The sequence below is a fragment of the Paenibacillus sp. Leaf72 genome, from assembly GCF_001422685.1.
Taxonomy (GTDB): domain Bacteria; phylum Bacillota; class Bacilli; order Paenibacillales; family Paenibacillaceae; genus Pristimantibacillus.
The window spans coordinates 63271-80568 of the sequence record NZ_LMLV01000012.1 but is presented as its reverse complement, the minus strand read 5'-3'; the positions used below and the strand labels follow the sequence as shown (position 1 = coordinate 80568).

The window sequence follows — 17298 nt, the reverse complement described above, 5'->3', positions numbered from 1 at the left end:
AATTTCAATAAAAATCAACCACTGACAGACTTCAAAGCGTTAAATATAGATCGCAATAATAGCTTTCTAACATCGCATTAATTTTGAGAAACCAAAAAAAATTTGGCCTATTCCTCGTGTGAGTTTTTTCCTTTATATGCATAGTTCGGGGTGTGGAGAATGTGTGATTTATTTTTTTTTCTAGAAATTTTATTCCATTAGAGGGTGTTCGTAAACGGTACTGTAAAAAGCAAAACGAGCCTGCCGGTAATGGCGCAGGACTCGTCTGTGGCTATGCTGCGAGGAGATACGTCGGTCAATTGTCACTGGTCCGAATCTTGACGAGCAGGCTGCTCTTGTGCAGGTAGGGATTCGTGATGCCGAATATCCCGAGCTCGATTTGAAGAGATTACCAATGATTCTTTGGTTAGGAAGCTGGTACGGAAAGCACCGGGATAAAATGGTTGCCTCCGTACATTTGCCGATTACCGGACGATTTTAAAAGATGAACAGAGGGCTTCCGTCCTACAGTTCGCTGTAATTGGCAGTAATGCCCTACGGATTGCTAAAGTGATTACTCTCATTAACCGAGATTACGCTAAGCCTCTGCGTATTGATGAGCTAGCTAGCAACAACTGCTAGCATGAGCGCATCTTCCTTGCACACTCATTTTAAAGAAGTTACTGCAATGAGCCCCTTGCAATATCAAAAACAAGTAAGCTTAGTAGTCTCAAATCTGCCCGCTTACGCTTTTACTTACTTTAATATTGTCCTTTAATTACAAAAAACGAGCCCCGAATGGTTCCAGCTAGTTTAGACTTCTGCCTAGCAAACTTAAACTTCCCTTCCAACTCCTTTGGTACCTCCATCCCCTCAGCAAGCTTAAAACCAACGGCCCGCTTCTTAGGGTCATCAACCGTATACATGACATTAATGCCAAGACCATCCTCATAAAAGACGTAGGTAAATTGGATATTTTCCACTTGAAAACGCGACGTTTCTAAAGGTTTGGCCGTAAACGCAATATCACGCTCTTTCAAAATGCGGTTCACATACTCAAGGTTTTCCTGACTTTCGCTTGCGGGTACGATCGTAAATTCATGTTTGTATTTGTTCATAAAGTAGCGGGCTTCATTAGCACGTAAACCAGCTAGCGCTTCTGCTACAGGTGAAGACTCTAAACCAACTGTAGACACATTTTTAAAATCAACGATATAGGACATTCTCATCTCTCCAATGAATTCGTTTATTTTCTAACAACAGGAATCCATATTTCACCATAGACGAGGCCGTCTCGCTGCCCCATCTCAACCGTTGCATTGGGTCCACCAACATAGGCAAAAATTTGGGCTTCTGGCAAGACTTGACCAAAGGCAATACCTGTAAGCTTATTGCTCATCTCTTCGGCCGTATTTCCTTCGCCTTTAACGACGAGGTATTGCCCCTTCGGGAATTGAATAACTCTGTGCTCTTCCGGTACCGATGCTTCTGTCATGACACCAGCATAATACATCATTTTGTGATTTACAGCTTCGTTCACGGCAAAAATGTAGTCATTCATGGCAATGGCCTTTAAAGCGTTAAGCCTTCCATCCTGCTCCACTGCCCGCCAAAAGTTTTCCTTTTCCTTATTCATGCCGGCATAATCTGTGTAATCGCTCTTCAACTCCGTGCCAATACCTAGAACGATAAAGCTTTCTTTTTCCTCAAGGGTATACACTGCCATGATCAACACTCCTTTTTTTGAATGAACTAAATAATTTGTTTTTTCACTTGATACGTTTATAATAGCTATAAATCATGTCAAAATATGATACTGTTTAGAGGGACACATGAAAAAAGTTGAACGGATTAACATCATCATGCGGTACATCAACAACCGCGCCCACTTTACTATTTCTGAAATCATGCGAGAATTCAACATCTCTCGTTCGACGGCGATTAGAGATGTCAGAGAAATTGAGGCGATGGGAATGCCGCTTGTCGCCGAAGTCGGGAGGGACGGGGGTTATTTTGTCATGAGTAACTCTGTCCTACCCACTGTCCGCTTTACCGATAATGAAATTAAAGCTCTTTTTATTGCCTTTATGGCCACAAGAAACCAACAACTCCCCTATCTTAAGAGTCGCCAATCTTTAGCGGAAAAAATACTCGGCCTCATCCCGAAAAACCAGCAGGATGATCTTGTTCTGTTAAATCAAATTTTGCTGTTCGAAGGAACCAACCCCCACAATCCCGACCTGCTTGATCTGACAGATCTGCCCCATCCTACTTTAGAACAACTCATCCAAATTCTTCTTATTGACAGCTATTTAGTGGTTTCCGTCGAAGAAGGAAGAGAACTAAAGTCTTATCCCATTTACCTCATGCATCTATATCGTGAAAAAAGCTCATGGCAAATTGAAGGCTTTGACTTAGATGAGGAAAAGAGGCGGATCATTCCTGTCGACAATCTCACCGATGTCAAACCATACCCTGAGAAAAAAAGAATAAGCAAGAAGATGATTGTCGAACAACTAAGCAAGCAGGAAGAAGCCATCAACCTGGTCCTCGAACTCGGTCCAAAGGCGATTGCCCAGTACAAAAAATACTATCCCTTACATATTTCCATTTCATACACAAATCCTTATCAAACTACAGCTGTTCTAAAAACATTTATCAATGTTCATCATGCGGAGGAATTGGCTGAAATAACAAATTGGCTGCTTTTTCTAGGGGGTGACATCAAGGTTAGGAAGGTGCCGAAAGAGGTTTTGGAGATTTTGCAGGAGAGGGTGGATGTTTTAGGGAACAGTTGAAAACCATAATAATACCTCCATCTAACAACGAAACAACACGAGTGCATAGCGCACTACGTGTTGTTTTCTTTATTCACATCGAATAACCCTAACCGATCGTATGGTTAGGCATTTTTGAAATGCATGTCGACTTGGGGTACTTACAGTGGGCAACCTTATAGTGGTAAAATATAGATAAGAAATATTGGAGGTGAAGGTATGTATGGCTGAGTACAAAGATAGTAGGAAGTTAAACTTTCTATTACGGCACCTAGAATATCATTATACCTACAATAAAACGTTCAATAATGAGGAAGAAAAGGGGAAGAAGCTCCCCCATTTTATAGTTGATCATCCCGGCCGTGTCACGGGGAATCCCCCTCCGCCGCTCAGGGCGCGAGTATCTTCCTCAGGAGGGCGACGCCAATGAGGGATGCTGCGGAGGGTCAGCATAAGCACGGGCAGCATGCACATATCGAGATGCTGCCGCTGTTCTCCACCACGGATAAGAACGGACGGATGACTATGCTCCGGCCGGGACATCGCGTCGGACGCGCGGCTCCGTTGATGCCGTGGCTGCTTACAGCTGCTGCACTGTGGTCGCTGACAGGCTCCGTGCCGTTCGGTGCATTGCTCGGCATGGCGCCGACACCGGCAATCAGCATGCTCCTCGGTCATCCGGTCACAGTCGGCGTCGCCGTTTTGCTGTTGTTCGTCGCGATAGGTACGAGCGGCGGAGTGTACTCGCGATCGATTGAGCAGTTCGGACAGACCAGGGTGGCCGGCCTGTTCGCGACGCTATCGGTAACAGGAGGGCTCGCAGCAGTCGCGGGAGTCCTCCTGTTCTGGACGCTGACAAGCGACCTGTCGCGCCCCTTTGACCTCGAGGCCATAGCAACATCGCCGACGATCCCGCTAGAGCTCGGCGCAGTCGTCGGAGCTAGCTTCGCCCTCTGGGCCGCCATTACGCTCCTGCGGTTGCCCGGCTCTATCGCCCATGCCCGGCGGCGTCAGGCGGACATCGAGCGACTCCGCGTGGAGGGTTCGTCATGCACCGGGACGTTGACCGCCGTCAATTTTACTAACAGTTGGCTCTTTAATTTCCCGTTGTTCACGGTTGAGGTAAATTATATCGTTTACGGTGCTTCTCGTGTCGTCTCAGCACACATGCGCACCAGCGCCGACCGCGTTCCCCTCGTCGGGTCGCGAATGATCGTGCTGACCGACGGTCGCGGAACTACCCACGTGGAGCTGGACCTGGCAAGCGGAGCGGCATTCGAGCCGGACGTGGGGAAGTACGCCCCGTCGGACGGTTGATTTTGTGATCCTGAACAGCTGCCATCATTGGAAGGGTATAATTTATTCCATATCTCTCTCGCTTCACTTTAATTGCAGGGCTAATTCTTAATTTTTCGCCGTTACTTGTAATATGGCTCTCCGCGCTATCTGTAACAGCAAGATTTAGGACCATCCTCTGAGGGATGGCCCTTTCTTTTTCTCGCTTTATTCAAATATCGTACCCATACGCAACAAGATTACACTTAGAACTTTTTCTTTCTTGCCCTTACGAAAAAGACTACAATCACCGCAAGTATTATTGCTATTGCAACTACGATATACAAATCGATATCTTGTTCAAACATAAACCACATCTTGTGTTCTAAGTTTACTTGTTGTTTTGGTTGAACTCCTTCACCGAATAGTTCAGTTGCTTGGCTCAGGTTATTCATTTCGATTGTCGAACTGCACGGACTACTGCTTAATTCGCCATCCACTTCGCTAACGTATATTAAGTATTTTTTGCCTTCCCTGAATTCAAAACCCCAATTGTAGTCAGTTGCGACAATGATTTGAGAGTCAACTTCAATATTCCAACTTCGTTCAACTTCTACTATAAGATATCTAATTTTTTCTTTTGTCCCCGTAAACCCCTCTTGCTTCAAGTCAACCTTTATTTGCTTAACTTCACCGTAAACGGCTCCACTATATATCTCTAATGCTTCTTTGGGACTTCCCACTTCAGCACAGGACAAAGCTTTAGCCTCTTGTCCAGTTGAAACAAAAAATACGGTAGTGAAAAAAAATATTAACGTGAGTAAACGAAGTTTCAATTTTCTCACCTGCTCTCATGATGTTTTTTATACATCCTTATTGACTTCTTAAACAGGTGGAATGTTGCAATGATCTACCCTTTAGCTTGAAACCGATTCAAGCAGTTTTTGGTACATATATCATAATCGTGAACTAGAGCCAAGCCCCCTTTTCAGGAGGTATATAGATTGAGAATCATTAAAACAGGGCCGGACATTGTCATTTTGCATCGCGCGGAAGTGCTTCCCTGCGTCGCTCCGCTACAAAAAGAGCTTGCCCTTATTTATGATACGGTTCAGCTTAATGGGGCAATTGGCTAAAAATGCGAAAGGAGCTGCCGCCGACAGCTCCTTTGCTTCAATTAATTCTGGTGCGAGTATATCATTTTCTGGTCCGTTTACCCACTGGAATACTCTGAGCAAAACGAAACACATTATGAGGATCGTACTTTCGTTTCACCTGCTTCAATCTGCAAAAGTTCACGCCATAATACGCCTTGGGCCAGTTCTTAATCTGCAAATCGGGAAAGTTCACATAATCCCCCTTTACAAAAGGACGTAACGCTCTGCGGAACCTTTTCACCCACTGAATATTCCGCTTCTGCTCCCCGTTGTTCCTCCAGCGTGCTGACAGTTCGTAGATGGTCTCAGCTTTCCGATGAGGATAGGCCGTTGCAGTAGGCGATACCCGACTCACCGCGCTTCCTGCACCACCTAAGCTTTGACTCCACACGGTAGAATGCCTGTTGGGTGCTTTGGATAAAAAATCACGTATAATTCGTACTCCTTCACGAGGCAAAGGTTGAAGCCCATAAGCCCCGCTTATTTTAAATTTCGGCTCCAAATTTAGGTCCGATTCGGCAAAAAATTTGGTTGCTTCAATAAAAGGCACTGTCTTCACCAGTACCTTTACCGGAGTGCCTGCTCGTAAGAGCGGTCTAATCAATCGACGCAGCTCCTCTGCACCGCCAAGCAATTGCCCGGCAGATTCAATCGTTCCCACCTTCTTGGCAGCCACCTCAATGGTTGAGGTTAAGCGGTTCGTGACAGACGGGGCCCAGCGCTGCCAAACCGGCAGCACCTTCTCCAAATCGCCCCATTTCCAAGTGACGCTGTATATAGAAACCGTTGAAATGGGTCTAACCCGAAAAGTATAGGCTGTAGCAACGCCAAAGTTTCCTCCCCCGCCGCCTCGTGATGCCCACAATAGATCGGAATGTTTCCTCTTGTTTGCCACAATCGTCTTTGCTCCATACCGCCCCGAAGCTACGACCATCTTCACTTGTTTCAAGTTATCGCACGTAAGTCCATATTTGCGGGACAGAAGTCCAATACCGCCTCCCAGGGTAAGCCCGGCTACGCCTACGTCGGGCGCTGTCCCAGCCGGAAGTGCCACACGCTTATTCCACAGCTTTTTGTACACTCGGGCAAGTGGATTTCCCGTCTGTACAACGGCCACCCTATTTTTTCGATCAACCTTAACCTTATTCATCTCGCTTACATCGATAATAATACCGCCATTTACAGCCGAAAAACCTTCATAGCTGTGCCGCCCGCTGCGCACTCGCAGCCGTACACCATGCTCACGAGCCCATTTTACTGCGTTGATCACATCCTGAGTTCGTCTGCAAAAAACAATGACCTTTGGAAATTTGGAAAATCGCCTATTGAACTCCATTCTGGCGGCATTATATGACGGATTGCCCGGAAATACGAGCCGCCCTGTTAATCGTGTACCTCTCTTTTTCCGATTTTGTGTCATCCACTTTACACCATCCCTGTTCATGGCATTAGCCTTTCTCATCAGCTTATGTAGGGATACTTGACCTAGTAGCGGCAAACGCCCTGTTTGTATCGTAAAATAGTTCAAATCGCCGTCACTTATGGTATGGTTCTCCGCGCTGTCTGTAACGGCAAGTTTTTTAGGCCATCCCTTGTGGGGATAGCCCTTCTAGTACATCTAATGAACATCAAACACTTGAACTCAATAACTCACCGAATTCCTTACCAAGGGATATTAAATAAATTGAAGTGAATTATGACGAAATGCACTTATTTACCTTGGCATCCTGCTGTTTCAGCCATCTCAAAATCGCTTGGTTTGTTTCTTCCGGCTTTTCTTGCTGGATCCAATGACCGCAATCCAGATTGACCACTTCCGCATTGAGCACGAACTTTGTCAAGTTTTCTGACTTTTGAACCGCATCCCGGTCGCCGTAGATCATGAGAGTCGGCTGTTGAATGATTGGGTTCACCTCCGCCAATAAGCGCCAGTTGCGGTCAAGGTTCCTGTACCAATTTATGCTGCCCGTGAACCCTGATGTTTCAAAAGCAGAGACGAGAACGGCCAGTTCGCTGTCGCTCATCAAGGGCTCACCCAGTGGTGTTTCTGCTCTGGCGAGTTTGATCAACGCCATACCTGGCTGAGGCTCTGTGGGGGGCTCGTTCTTCCTGTACAGGTTGCGAAGGAACCGGAACGTATTGTCTTCGAATACGGCGTCCGCGACGCCTGGCTGTCGATTGAAGTGGACGAAATAGAAGTCGCCGCCAAGTATTTCTTCCATGAACTCGATCCAGGGTTTTTCTCCGCGCTCTTGGTAAGGCAAGCTCAGATTTATCACTTTGCTTACACGGTTTGGATGCAATAAGGTCAGTCCCCAAGCGACCATTGCACCCCAATCATGACCGACAAAGGTGGCGTCTTCGTAACCGTAGTGATCGAGTAGTGCGACGAGATCGCCCGACAAGTGTTCAATATCATAGTCTGTTACTTCGGTCGGACGGGATGAATTGCCGTAACCCCGCTGGTTTGGGACGATGACATGGTAGCCCGCTGCGGCAAGAGCGACCATCTGATGACGCCAAGAAAAGGCATGCTCTGGCCAGCCGTGACATAGGACTATGGGTTTTCCGGCATTTTGTCGGCCTGCTTCAAAAACTTCGAGTTCCACACCGTTGACTAAAATAAGGGTGGGATTGGGAAAATCGGTTGGATTAAACATTAATCAAAACCTCCTTCTTGTGATACATGTAGTATAATGGACAAAAGGTGACATCTAGGTGGCACCGTTCTGAAATTATGTAGAAAAAAAGAGGGCAATTATGGATAAAGTGGAGAGACTCATTTCGATTATTATGATATTGCTGAAAAAAGAGGTTGTTTCTACAAAGGAATTCTCACAACTATTCAATGTATCCAAAAGAACGATCCTTCGCGATATGGAAACATTGAGCTTATCGAACATCCCGATCTACTCCGTCATTGGGGTCAAAGGCGGCTACGGCATAATGGATGAATACAAGGTTGATAAACGCCTTTTAAGCAGCTCCGATTTACAGAATATATTAACTGCACTCGGCGGATTGGAACAAATTCTCCTTACTGAAGAAGTTGAAAGAACGATTAAAAAAATAGAGGCAATGGTTAGTCCATTGTCTCTGAATCGTACCATTCAACTGTCGTTTTATGATTGGGAGGGTCGGTCCGAGATTCTTGAAACCTTAAAGACATGTCAAGAATCCATTTTAAAGAGAAGGCTGGTTTCATTTGATTATACAGATAAAGATGGGGCTGCAACGAACAGAATGGTCGAGCCCTATGAACTGCATTTTAGCGAATCGAGTTGGTACTTGAAAGGATTCTGTTTACATCGACAGGGATATCGAACATTCAAGTTATCTCGAATCGATCCTATTACTATGGATGAACGCGCGTTTCATCCTAGAGACGATTGGTCCGAGCAAAGACACGAAGCAAGTTATGTACCGCAATTCGTCACGATTAAGGCACGGATATCGCCCAGCATAAAAGATCAAATCATCGAAAGGTATGGTCGAAGAAGTATTGAAGACCATAGTTCTGGATTTTTATTAGCAACCCTTTATGTCCCTCAAAATCGTACGGGATTTCAATTATTAGCAAGCTTCGGCACTCATCTAAAAGTTGTAGAGCCCAAAACCTATGTTGAAGACTTTCGAAATTATTTATATCAAATGATGGAGAACTATTCCTGATCAAGGTCTCGTCTCGGCCTATATGACCGATTCCACATGAGTTGGGTCTTTACGCGCTTCTTCATAGATTTAGCATCGTAGCTTCAATCCTCAACTCAACTTTTCGCCGTCACTTATGGCACGGTTCTCCGCTCAGTCTGTACCGGCAAGCTTTCATACTAAAACAGATTATAGTGGACAACCCTTCAATTCATTTGCAGGAAGCCTTTAGCCTGGTACCGCTGGTACGTCAACTTCAACATCAGGCCCATCGTTTACGATGTACACTACTAAAGAACCATTAAGTTCTATTGTCGGACGTTTCGTTTCCCACTCTTCTAAACGCAGCTTTAATTCTGTTGATGACTCTGAAAATAGAGTAAGGGAAGATGCCTCAATCTGAGCAAGCAAACGACCCACGCTATCTGTTTCAATAATGAAATGAAAGGTGGTCATGTGTTTGGCGAACGTTTTGAAGTTTACGATCTATGCCCCTGTATCCTAGATAACATTCTTTGCTGCGTCGATGGCATCATGACGTTCAAGAAATGCCGAACATTTTAAACTGATTCGTTTAACCATGTTTCCGTTCCCATCTTTGATGCTATTTTAGAATGTTTTTCTCCAAGTGTAATTGTCGAAGAAACAAAAACAAGGGAAGACCCAGTGAAGGACCTACCAGTAGCGTACCTGCAATCGGCAACCATAAATATTTCATTTTCTTTCTGGTGCCTTCTAACAGAATAAATCCCATAAGCACGATCGCGGTAACTAAAACATCCATCCATGCAAAAGCTCCGATACGCGTACTGGTTATGGCTTCAAATAGGAGAGACAAATCGAGGCCGTTGCGCACGACCCAAGGGATGAATTGCGAATAGGGCAAGACGAGTCCCAAAAAAGATAATACTCCGTAAAAGTACTTCATTTATAACCCTCCATTATTTTGTAATTTGCAACTCCAAAAAGCTCGCAAAAGTCCGTTTGCTCCATCTTCGCTGCTGCGCGTGACCGCTCTTCAACCCATGTCCTTCAAGGCTCCGTTCCAAGCCCTCAGCGCGATTTTTCAAAAAAACTTGCCCCTACTTATGATACGGTTCACCCCGCATAATTTTAAACACCCGATAAACCTGCTCCGTCAGCACAAGACGGAGCAGCTGATGCGGATAGGTAATCCGCCCAAAAGAAAGCTTCATATTAGCGCGGCGCAGCACTTCATCAGCGAGTCCCAAGCTCCCGCCAATGACAAAAGCGATCTGGCTCTTCCCATACGTACCAAGCTCCTCGACATGCTTCGCCAATTGCTCCGACGTCCACATCTCGCCTTCAATTGCCATTGCGACAACGTACGTATCCTGCTTGATATGGCTCAGTATCCGCTCGCCCTCCTTCGCCTTTACCTGCTGCTCTTCACTCGCACTAAGCTGCTCCGGCGCCTTCTCATCCGCTACCTCGACTAGCGTTAGCTTTGCATACGGAGCCAAGCGCTTAGCGTATTCCGCGATCCCTTGCGTTAAATATTTCTCCTTCAGCTTGCCCACTGAAATAATCTGTATTTGCACTGACAACGTCTCCTTTATTCGCAGCCTATATATCGGCCTGTCCTATTAGTACCAATCATACCATTCGTCCGCAGCAACAACACATTATTAGGCCTAGAAAAAAAGGCCAACCAGAGAGCTCTCTGGCTGGCCTTGTGATTCAAAAACCTAAACATTATCCTCGCATGTCCATTAGGCTCTACTACTCACTAATATCCATCAGGCTCTTGCACAGCATCTCAAGCTCGCCATTTCCTAGCGATCGCTTCAATCTGCTGCGGCGAAGTCCGGCAGCAGCCTCCAATAATACGGGCGCCGGCTTCGTACCAGCCCTCCGCTTCCTTCAGGAAGCTCGGGCAGCTGCCCTCGCCATGCCACGTCTTTGTCTCCGGATTATAGCTTTCCCCGGAATTCGGATAAACAATAATCGGCTTCTGCGAGTGAGCGCGAAGCACCTTAATCGCCTCCGTCACGACAGCGCCGGGGGCGCAGTTCATGCCGATCGCGGCAATCTGCTCGCTTTGCGCGAAGGCAGCCGCGCATTCCGCCAGCGGAGTACCTTCGCTGATCGCCGTTTCATTTTTCAATGAGAACGACAACCACGCATACACGCCCGGAAATTCCTTCAGCAAGGCATCCAGCACTCTGGCTTCCTGTAGAGAAGGAACCGTCTCGAACGCCAATAGATCCGCGCCAGCCTCAATAACCGCCGCCATTCTTGTACGGTGGAACTCCGTCAGTACCTCATCCGACACGCCGTAGTTGCCGACATACTCCGAACCATCCGCCAGATAAGCGCCATATGGCCCGATGGATGCAGCAACAAGCGGTTTCGGCCTGTTAGCGGAATTAGCGCCCCGCGCAGAAGCCAAATCACCATTACCCTCCTGAGCAGCACCTGTACCCTCTTGCTCCCAATAATCATCACGCGCTTTCCGCGCCAGCTCGACCGTGCTTTTAATCAGCTTCAAAGCTTCCTCTTCACTAAGCCCTCGCTTGCGAAAACCATCCACTGTCGCCTGATAGCTCGACGTCGTCGCGCAATCCGCTCCTGCGCGGTAATAATCCAGATGCACCTGATAGATCAGCTCAGGCTGTGACAGCAGCACTCGCGCGGACCAAAGCGAATCATTCAGATCGCAGCCATGACGCTCCAGCTCCGTTGCCATTGCGCCATCCAGCACCATAATCTCATGCTTCTGCAAAATATCCTCTATTACATTGTGCGTAGCACCATTAAACTTTTCCATAACACTTCTCCTCCCTTTTCCGTTCTCTTTTTCTTTTTCTTTTTCTTTTTCGTTCTCTTTCTTTTTTTCGTTCTCTTTCAGCTCTATATTTTCCGTCACTTCACGTCACGCCCTGCCTAACTCGCTACTTCTTCACACGATAAAACGAATAATAGCTAATGTAGCACAGCGCAATAAACGGAACCCCGCAATACAGCGCAATCCGCTGTGTCGGATCGAACGCAATACCGATGCAGGACGCAAGACACAGCACGAACGAAGCAATCGGCACAAAAGGATACCAAGGCGTCCGATAAGCCAGCTTGTCCACCGAGTTCCCCTCGCGAACATACTGCCTGCGGAACATAAACTGCGAAGCGCTAATGCTCATCCACACAACGACCACGGCAAGCCCTGATATCGAAACTAGAGCAATGTACACCGTATCCGGCGCGACAATGCTGGAGAGCAGCGCAAGTCCGCCGCCCATCATACTAAGAATGACAGCATTCAGCGGCACACCATGCTTCGTCAGCTTGGCGAACAAAGGCGAAATGGTCTTCTTGTCGGCTAGCGACCACAGCATCCGTGACGACGCATACAATCCCGAGTTCGCCGCCGACAAAATCGCTGTCAAAATAACAAAGTTCATCACATCCGCCGCATACGGCACGCCGACCCGCTCCATTACCGTGACGAAGGGACTTTCCGTTACCCCCGCCTCCGACATAGGCAGCAGTGCCGACAGCACAACAATCGTTCCAATGAAAAAAATAACGAGACGGAACAGCGTCGTGCGAATCGCTTTCGGTATCGTCCGCTCGGGATTCACCGATTCTCCCGCTGCAATCCCGATCAACTCCGTGCCGGAGAAGGCGAAATTCACCGCCAGCATCGTCAATAAAATGGCAAAGGCTCCATTTGGGAACCAGCCTGCGCTCGTAATATTGGTCAACAAGGGCGCTGGAGCCGCATCCGCCATTGGGACAATGCCGAAGATCGCTCCCGCTCCGATAACTATAAACAGCACAATCGTCAAAACCTTTACAGACGAGAACCAAAATTCCGATTCCGCGAAAAACCGCACCGATCGTGCATTTAAGACAAAGATTAACGCAGCGAATAACGCGCTCCAAATCCATACATTAACCGAAGGGAACCAGCGCTGCATGAGCAGCCCAGCCGCCGTAAATTCCGAGCCTAACGCCACCGTCCAGGTGAGCCAGTACAGCCAAGCGACGGTGTAGCCGGTAGCGGGTCCGAGATATTTTGCCGCATAGCTGTGAAAAGCGCCTGTCTCGGGCATATGTACCGACAGCTCGCCCAAGCACAGCATCACGAGATACACAGCAATAGCGCCAACCAGATAGGACAAAATCGCGCCAAACGGGCCTGCCTGCTGAATCGTATAACCGGAGCTTAAGAACAAGCCCGTCCCAATAACACCGCCCAGCGAGAGCATAACGATATGCCGCGTCTGCATTTTCCGCCTAAACTGCTGCTTACTTCCATTGTCCACGTTCATTCTCCTAAGTGTCATATTCGGACAAATAAAAACACACTCCCTTTTGAAAAAGAGTGCGCTGCTAACGAAACCGCATAAGCAGATTTCAAGTTTTTTTCGCCCCTGCAACAAGTTAACTTCAATATATCGGGCTGTCAGGTTCATGTCAATGTTAATATTGACCGACAGCTTGACACGCAGAGGAACACATTTTAAAATCCGCAAAAAATCGCTGGGCATATAGATACGCCCAGCGATAGATGAACACTATTCTTATATCGGTTCTTCCCTTATACGACCAAAAACAGTGCCCCATCATCGCATAAATCGCATTTGCGCGGCGGGTCCCAGTCTGCAAATTCCGTTTCCTTCAAATCCACGATATCCGGCGCGTCCTCATACTCATCAACGAACTTATCGATCGCTAGCTCCACGTGTTTTTTGCATACACAATACATAGTTGGTTCGCTTCCTCTTCTGCTTGATTTAATCAGGGTGTTGTCCCTTTGCCTTCCGTTAGCATAACAAACAACCTGCATATTGTGAAGCCCGCACCTTTCCGTCCTAAGAGAAACGCCTGGCGGCGTCCTTACTATTAGACGCCATCGTTTTGGCGAAACGTATAGAGAAAGCATGAGAAAATTCATATACTTTCCTATACGTCAAGGTGAAACGCGCCGTCCTCTGGCGGCGCGTTTCATTCCAAGAAATATAGAGAAAGGATGGAAACATCATATACTTTCCTATATTTTAAAGAAAAAAAGAGCCGCCGCAACAGGCTTCCTCCTGTCCACGACCGCTCTCCCTAATAGGATGACGATATTTTATTCTTCCACCTTATCGGTTAACGAAAGTTGCGCCGTCGTCAGCTTGCCGTCCCGGTAGAAGGTCACTTCTACCTTGTCGCCGATATGCTTCTTGGAGTACAGGTACTTCCGCAGCTCCATCGTGCTGCCAACCGCTTGCTTATCGAGCTTGACGATCACATCGTTGAAGAGGAGACCAGCCTCCTTCGCTGGACCGACCGCCTCCAGCACAATGACGCCCGCACGGACATCCTCCGGCAAAATAAGCTGCGCCGCGCCTTCAGCCTCATCGTCGCTGCCATCTGTCGAACTGCCGGCTTTCCCGCCAGCGCTGCCGCCCTGCTGCGCAAAATATTGCGCCAGGTCCATCGTGTACACGCCCAAATACGGACGCGGCACATAGCCTTTTTCCAGCAAATCGTTTACGATTGGCATCGCATTATTCGTCGGAATGGCGAAGCCGAGGCCTTCCACGCCGATATCTGCGATTTTCATACTATTGATGCCGACAACCTGGCCGTTCAAATTAATGAGCGGTCCGCCGCTGTTGCCTTGGTTGATGGACGCATCCACTTGAATAACCTCTTGCTCCCAATCATAGTTGCCATCCTGGTTCAACGATACAGGAACGATTTGACGTGTTTTGCTCACGATACCCATGGATAAGGAATCGCCCAACCCGAGCGGATTGCCGATGGCAATGACGAATTCAGCCGGCTGCAAGGCAGAGGAATCGCCAATTTCCGCAACGGTATCAATGCCCTTGTCGTCGATTTCCAATACAGCCAGATCAGAAATTTGATCTTCGCCAATCATTTTCGCCGCACGCTCTTCGCCGCTAATGAGCGTCACTTTAAGCGCATCCGCATCGACGGTGACATGGTAGTTTGTCATTATATAGGCTTTGCCATTTTCTTTTTTGAAAATAAATCCTGAACCAACGCCGGCCTGCTGCAAGCTGTTCTTCTCTATACTGTCTTTGCTTTCACTCTTGCTGCCATCGCCTTCATCATTCGGAACGCCCATGCTGAAAGCCTGCCGCTGCTCATTAATAACGCTAACGACAGCTGGCCTGACCTTCGCTGAAGCTTGAATCGTCTTCATTTCCAGCGATTCGCTGTCATCGGACATCTTCGCCGTAGAAACCGCCTGCACTTTGGCGCTGCCGCCAACCCCGCCATTAAAGAACAGCCCGAACAGCAGCACAGCCGCTATTGCGCTTGTAGATGAAGAGATAAAGGCAATGCGCACACTGGACCAATTCCGCCTCGTCTGCTTGCTTGACAAGATGCGCCGCTCCTTGCTGAAGGCGCGTGTGCGTCTGGATACTTTCGTCGAATAGAAATCGTCATCGAATAATCCCATATCTATCTCTCCTCTCGATGTCCGGCCGACATCAAGACTATTTGGTATATCTCTCGATCGAAATAAATGCTGCTAGGAATAATTTCGGAAGATTGGACTACAATAATAATAGATTACAATCCGCAGCTAGAAAAATTTTTTGTTAAAAGATGATTTGCTTTCCACTTCATTGCCAAAGGAGCTTGATTTTTAATGAAAAAACCTACTTCCATCCCATCCGCTTGGGAGCATGTGCAGCTCGGCGCGATGCTCGCAGATCTGAAAGAGGAGCACTATCGCACCGTTCTGACCTTAAGCGCATTGCTAGAGCTTCTGCTAGAGAAAGGCATTGTTACAGTAGAGGAATTACAAGCCAAGACTAGCCAGCTTGACGGGCAAATGGATGAACAGCTGCACAAGCTTATTTCTTCTTCACTTCGTCCCATTCAGTAGGCTTGTCGTGATACGTGTGCCGCAGGGGGAAGTCCTCTTTTTTGAAGAAAATCCCGTTGTCTTCTAATATGTTATTAACGGTTAGCATCGCTAAGTCCATTAAATTATGATCAAGGCTAAGATGGGCCAAATACACCCGTTTTGTCCGGTCAGTCAGCAGCTCGCAGAGCGCTTCCCCAGCCGCTACATTGGATAAATGTCCGACGTCGCTTAAGATGCGCCGTTTCGTATTCCATGGATAACGCCCCATCCGAAGCATCTCCGTATCATGATTGGATTCCAGCACCAGCACATCCGAATCAATGATCGCCTGCTTCACCTTATCGCTCATATAACCAAGGTCGGTCGCCAAACTCAGCTTAACGCCCTGATCGACGAAGGTATAGCCCACCGGCTCCGCAGCATCATGCGAAATCGGAAAAGACTGTATTTGCAGCGATCCAAAGTTAAGCGTATCTCCCGTCTCGATTACAATGCGCTTATCGGCATCGATTTTGCCGACATGCCGCTCCATTGCGCCCCAAGTCGCTTCATTCGCATAAATAGGCAGCTCGTGCTTGCGCGCAAACGCGCCGAGCCCTTTAATATGATCGGAGTGCTCATGCGTGACGAACAGCGCGTCCAGCTGATGGCCGAACACTCCGCGCTCCTTCATGAGCTCCTCCATTTTTTTGGCGCTAAGCCCCGCATCGACGAGTACCATCTTGTCGCCATTATTAATAATTGTGCCATTCCCCGTTGAACCGCTTGCCAGTACTGTAAACCATAGTCCCATTTCCGCCTCGTCCTATCCTTTCTCCCACTTGAGCCTGTCGCTGAATAACTCTGCGCCTTCACCTACTGCTCCTTATCCTGGGCAACCTCACCGCTTACCGCATGGATATAATAAGGGCGGTCCGCATCCTCCACCAGCACACGCCAATAGGGCGCGGATACCTGCATCTCCGTATCAAACGTCTGTCCATGATAGCCAAGCTGGATATCGGTAATGACCGAGCCATCCGGCAAATTCCGCTCAATGAACGGCGCTACCGCTTTCGCTGCAGGCAGCACCGTCTGCTGCTTCGCATCATTGCTCTCCAGCACCTCAATGCGCGACTGCTTAAAACCTGTAATTTTCTGATTGCTGTAATACAGCTCCAGCTTGACCTCGAACAACGGCCGGTTTTCGACCATCCGGTACAAGACGAATACACCTGCCTTGCTGCCCAATGGATCGAAAGCATACTGTTCAATGTCCGGAATTTGATCGCCTAATGCGGTCAGCAAATCCGCTTGCGAGAATACAATTCGTCTATCCACTGGCGTCTCCAGCTTCACAACTTCCTGCTCCTCCAGACTTTGCGACTGGAGCTGGTACGTTAAATCACGCATGCTTGGCGTTTCAAGCGGCAAGTTGGCGTTCAGCTCGATGCGCTTCTGCTTCATGACCAGGGCGGTGTCCGGCGGAAGCTCCGCGGAGTGATTGTTGATGTCCAACTGTTCCCGCACCTCTAGCCATACCTGATAGCCAAGCAAAATATTAAGCAGCAGGAAGCTGCCGATCAACACACTTTTCGCTCTGCTCCAATCCAAACGCCTC

General features: G+C 47.8%; 19 protein-coding genes. 6 read left to right on the top strand and 13 right to left on the bottom strand.

The window, feature by feature from the left end; translation table 11 throughout:
- Positions 1 to 337: 337 nt before the first annotated feature.
- A complete protein-coding gene (locus tag ASF12_RS34515; RefSeq protein WP_155973188.1) occupies positions 338 to 481 on the top strand; it encodes a hypothetical protein in 144 nt (47 codons plus the stop codon).
- Positions 482 to 740: 259 nt separating this feature from the next.
- On the opposite strand, the gene ASF12_RS15140 is transcribed toward ASF12_RS34515, so the two are convergent.
- A complete protein-coding gene (locus ASF12_RS15140; RefSeq protein ID WP_056036209.1) occupies positions 741 to 1202 on the bottom strand; it encodes a hypothetical protein in 462 nt (153 codons plus the stop codon).
- A 23-nt stretch (positions 1203 to 1225) separates the two neighbouring features.
- Positions 1226 to 1705 carry a GyrI-like domain-containing protein gene (locus ASF12_RS15135; protein WP_056036206.1) on the bottom strand — a complete coding sequence of 160 codons (480 nt, stop codon included), beginning with the start codon at positions 1703 to 1705 and terminating at the stop codon, positions 1226 to 1228.
- A 106-nt stretch (positions 1706 to 1811) separates the two neighbouring features.
- Between ASF12_RS15135 and ASF12_RS15130 the strand changes: the two genes are divergently transcribed.
- Together ASF12_RS15130 and ASF12_RS15120 are read left to right on the top strand one after the other, a co-directional pair.
- Entirely contained in the window at positions 1812 to 2777 is a 966-nt protein-coding gene (locus tag ASF12_RS15130; RefSeq protein WP_056036203.1) for a helix-turn-helix transcriptional regulator, read from the top strand.
- Between the two features lie 405 nt (positions 2778 to 3182).
- Complete coding sequence (locus ASF12_RS15120) at positions 3183 to 4073, top strand: hypothetical protein (RefSeq protein ID WP_056036198.1); 891 nt, start codon at positions 3183 to 3185, stop codon at positions 4071 to 4073.
- Between the two features lie 224 nt (positions 4074 to 4297).
- Here the strand turns inward: ASF12_RS15120 and ASF12_RS15115 are convergent, their stop codons facing one another.
- A complete protein-coding gene (locus ASF12_RS15115; RefSeq protein WP_056036194.1) occupies positions 4298 to 4867 on the bottom strand; it encodes a hypothetical protein in 570 nt (189 codons plus the stop codon).
- 168 nt (positions 4868 to 5035) lie between these two features.
- On the opposite strand from ASF12_RS15115, the gene ASF12_RS36165 reads away from it, so the two are divergent.
- The gene (locus tag ASF12_RS36165; protein ID WP_268795437.1) at positions 5036 to 5167 is read left to right on the top strand and encodes a hypothetical protein; all 132 of its coding nucleotides are present in this window, start codon (positions 5036 to 5038) and stop codon (positions 5165 to 5167) included.
- 61 nt (positions 5168 to 5228) lie between these two features.
- Here the strand turns inward: ASF12_RS36165 and ASF12_RS15110 are convergent, their stop codons facing one another.
- Both ASF12_RS15110 and ASF12_RS15105 read right to left on the bottom strand, forming a co-directional pair.
- Positions 5229 to 6608 (bottom strand): FAD-binding oxidoreductase, encoded by a 1380-nt coding sequence (locus tag ASF12_RS15110; protein ID WP_056037012.1) that lies wholly within the window; start codon positions 6606 to 6608, stop codon positions 5229 to 5231.
- Between the two features lie 274 nt (positions 6609 to 6882).
- Complete coding sequence (locus tag ASF12_RS15105; RefSeq protein ID WP_056036191.1) at positions 6883 to 7848, bottom strand: alpha/beta fold hydrolase; 966 nt, start codon at positions 7846 to 7848, stop codon at positions 6883 to 6885.
- Between the two features lie 100 nt (positions 7849 to 7948).
- On the opposite strand from ASF12_RS15105, the gene ASF12_RS15100 reads away from it, so the two are divergent.
- On the top strand, positions 7949 to 8860 hold the full coding sequence (locus tag ASF12_RS15100; protein WP_056036188.1) for a helix-turn-helix transcriptional regulator: 912 nt from the start codon (positions 7949 to 7951) through the stop codon (positions 8858 to 8860).
- 583 nt (positions 8861 to 9443) lie between these two features.
- Here ASF12_RS15100 and ASF12_RS15095 read toward each other — a convergent pair.
- From ASF12_RS15095 to ASF12_RS15075, 6 genes are all read right to left on the bottom strand, one after another.
- On the bottom strand, positions 9444 to 9767 hold the full coding sequence (locus tag ASF12_RS15095; protein ID WP_056036185.1) for a DUF2834 domain-containing protein: 324 nt from the start codon (positions 9765 to 9767) through the stop codon (positions 9444 to 9446).
- 154 nt (positions 9768 to 9921) lie between these two features.
- Entirely contained in the window at positions 9922 to 10401 is a 480-nt protein-coding gene (rlmH, locus tag ASF12_RS15090) for a 23S rRNA (pseudouridine(1915)-N(3))-methyltransferase RlmH (RefSeq protein ID WP_056036182.1), read from the bottom strand.
- Between the two features lie 218 nt (positions 10402 to 10619).
- Entirely contained in the window at positions 10620 to 11630 is a 1011-nt protein-coding gene (mmuM, locus tag ASF12_RS15085; protein WP_056037010.1) for a homocysteine S-methyltransferase, read from the bottom strand.
- A 124-nt stretch (positions 11631 to 11754) separates the two neighbouring features.
- Positions 11755 to 13128 (bottom strand): S-methylmethionine permease, encoded by a 1374-nt coding sequence (mmuP, locus tag ASF12_RS15080; protein WP_056036179.1) that lies wholly within the window; start codon positions 13126 to 13128, stop codon positions 11755 to 11757.
- A gap of 275 nt (positions 13129 to 13403) precedes the next feature.
- Positions 13404 to 13571, bottom strand: a complete 168-nt coding sequence (locus tag ASF12_RS33285; RefSeq protein WP_063838033.1) for a CxxH/CxxC protein — start codon at positions 13569 to 13571, stop codon at positions 13404 to 13406.
- Positions 13572 to 13937: 366 nt separating this feature from the next.
- Positions 13938 to 15284 carry a S1C family serine protease gene (locus tag ASF12_RS15075; protein ID WP_056036177.1) on the bottom strand — a complete coding sequence of 449 codons (1347 nt, stop codon included), beginning with the start codon at positions 15282 to 15284 and terminating at the stop codon, positions 13938 to 13940.
- 192 nt (positions 15285 to 15476) lie between these two features.
- Here ASF12_RS15075 and ASF12_RS15070 point away from each other — a divergent pair, with 192 nt between their 5' ends.
- Entirely contained in the window at positions 15477 to 15716 is a 240-nt protein-coding gene (locus ASF12_RS15070; RefSeq protein ID WP_056036173.1) for a hypothetical protein, read from the top strand.
- On the opposite strand, the gene ASF12_RS15065 is transcribed toward ASF12_RS15070, so the two are convergent.
- Together ASF12_RS15065 and yycI are read right to left on the bottom strand one after the other, a co-directional pair.
- On the bottom strand, positions 15685 to 16491 hold the full coding sequence (locus ASF12_RS15065) for an MBL fold metallo-hydrolase (protein ID WP_056036170.1): 807 nt from the start codon (positions 16489 to 16491) through the stop codon (positions 15685 to 15687). The genes ASF12_RS15070 and ASF12_RS15065 overlap by 32 nt on opposite strands.
- Before the next feature lie 62 nt (positions 16492 to 16553).
- A complete protein-coding gene (yycI, locus tag ASF12_RS15060) occupies positions 16554 to 17291 on the bottom strand; it encodes a two-component system regulatory protein YycI (protein WP_056036167.1) in 738 nt (245 codons plus the stop codon).
- Between the last annotated feature and the right edge of the window lie 7 nt (positions 17292 to 17298).

Coding starts and splice junctions, on each gene's coding strand:
- ASF12_RS15065 (WP_056036170.1), bottom strand. CDS start 16,491: ATGGGACTATGGTTTACAGTACTGGCAAGCGGTTCAACGGGGAATGGC.
- ASF12_RS15095 (WP_056036185.1), bottom strand. CDS start 9,767: ATGAAGTACTTTTACGGAGTATTATCTTTTTTGGGACTCGTCTTGCCC.
- ASF12_RS15130 (WP_056036203.1), top strand. CDS start 1,812: ATGAAAAAAGTTGAACGGATTAACATCATCATGCGGTACATCAACAAC.
- ASF12_RS15110 (WP_056037012.1), bottom strand. CDS start 6,608: ATGACACAAAATCGGAAAAAGAGAGGTACACGATTAACAGGGCGGCTC.
- ASF12_RS15120 (WP_056036198.1), top strand. CDS start 3,183: ATGAGGGATGCTGCGGAGGGTCAGCATAAGCACGGGCAGCATGCACAT.
- ASF12_RS15075 (WP_056036177.1), bottom strand. CDS start 15,284: ATGGGATTATTCGATGACGATTTCTATTCGACGAAAGTATCCAGACGC.
- ASF12_RS15100 (WP_056036188.1), top strand. CDS start 7,949: ATGGATAAAGTGGAGAGACTCATTTCGATTATTATGATATTGCTGAAA.
- ASF12_RS15105 (WP_056036191.1), bottom strand. CDS start 7,848: ATGTTTAATCCAACCGATTTTCCCAATCCCACCCTTATTTTAGTCAAC.
- ASF12_RS15135 (WP_056036206.1), bottom strand. CDS start 1,705: ATGGCAGTGTATACCCTTGAGGAAAAAGAAAGCTTTATCGTTCTAGGT.
- ASF12_RS15140 (WP_056036209.1), bottom strand. CDS start 1,202: ATGTCCTATATCGTTGATTTTAAAAATGTGTCTACAGTTGGTTTAGAG.
- mmuM (WP_056037010.1), bottom strand. CDS start 11,630: ATGGAAAAGTTTAATGGTGCTACGCACAATGTAATAGAGGATATTTTG.
- ASF12_RS15070 (WP_056036173.1), top strand. CDS start 15,477: ATGAAAAAACCTACTTCCATCCCATCCGCTTGGGAGCATGTGCAGCTC.
- ASF12_RS33285 (WP_063838033.1), bottom strand. CDS start 13,571: ATGTATTGTGTATGCAAAAAACACGTGGAGCTAGCGATCGATAAGTTC.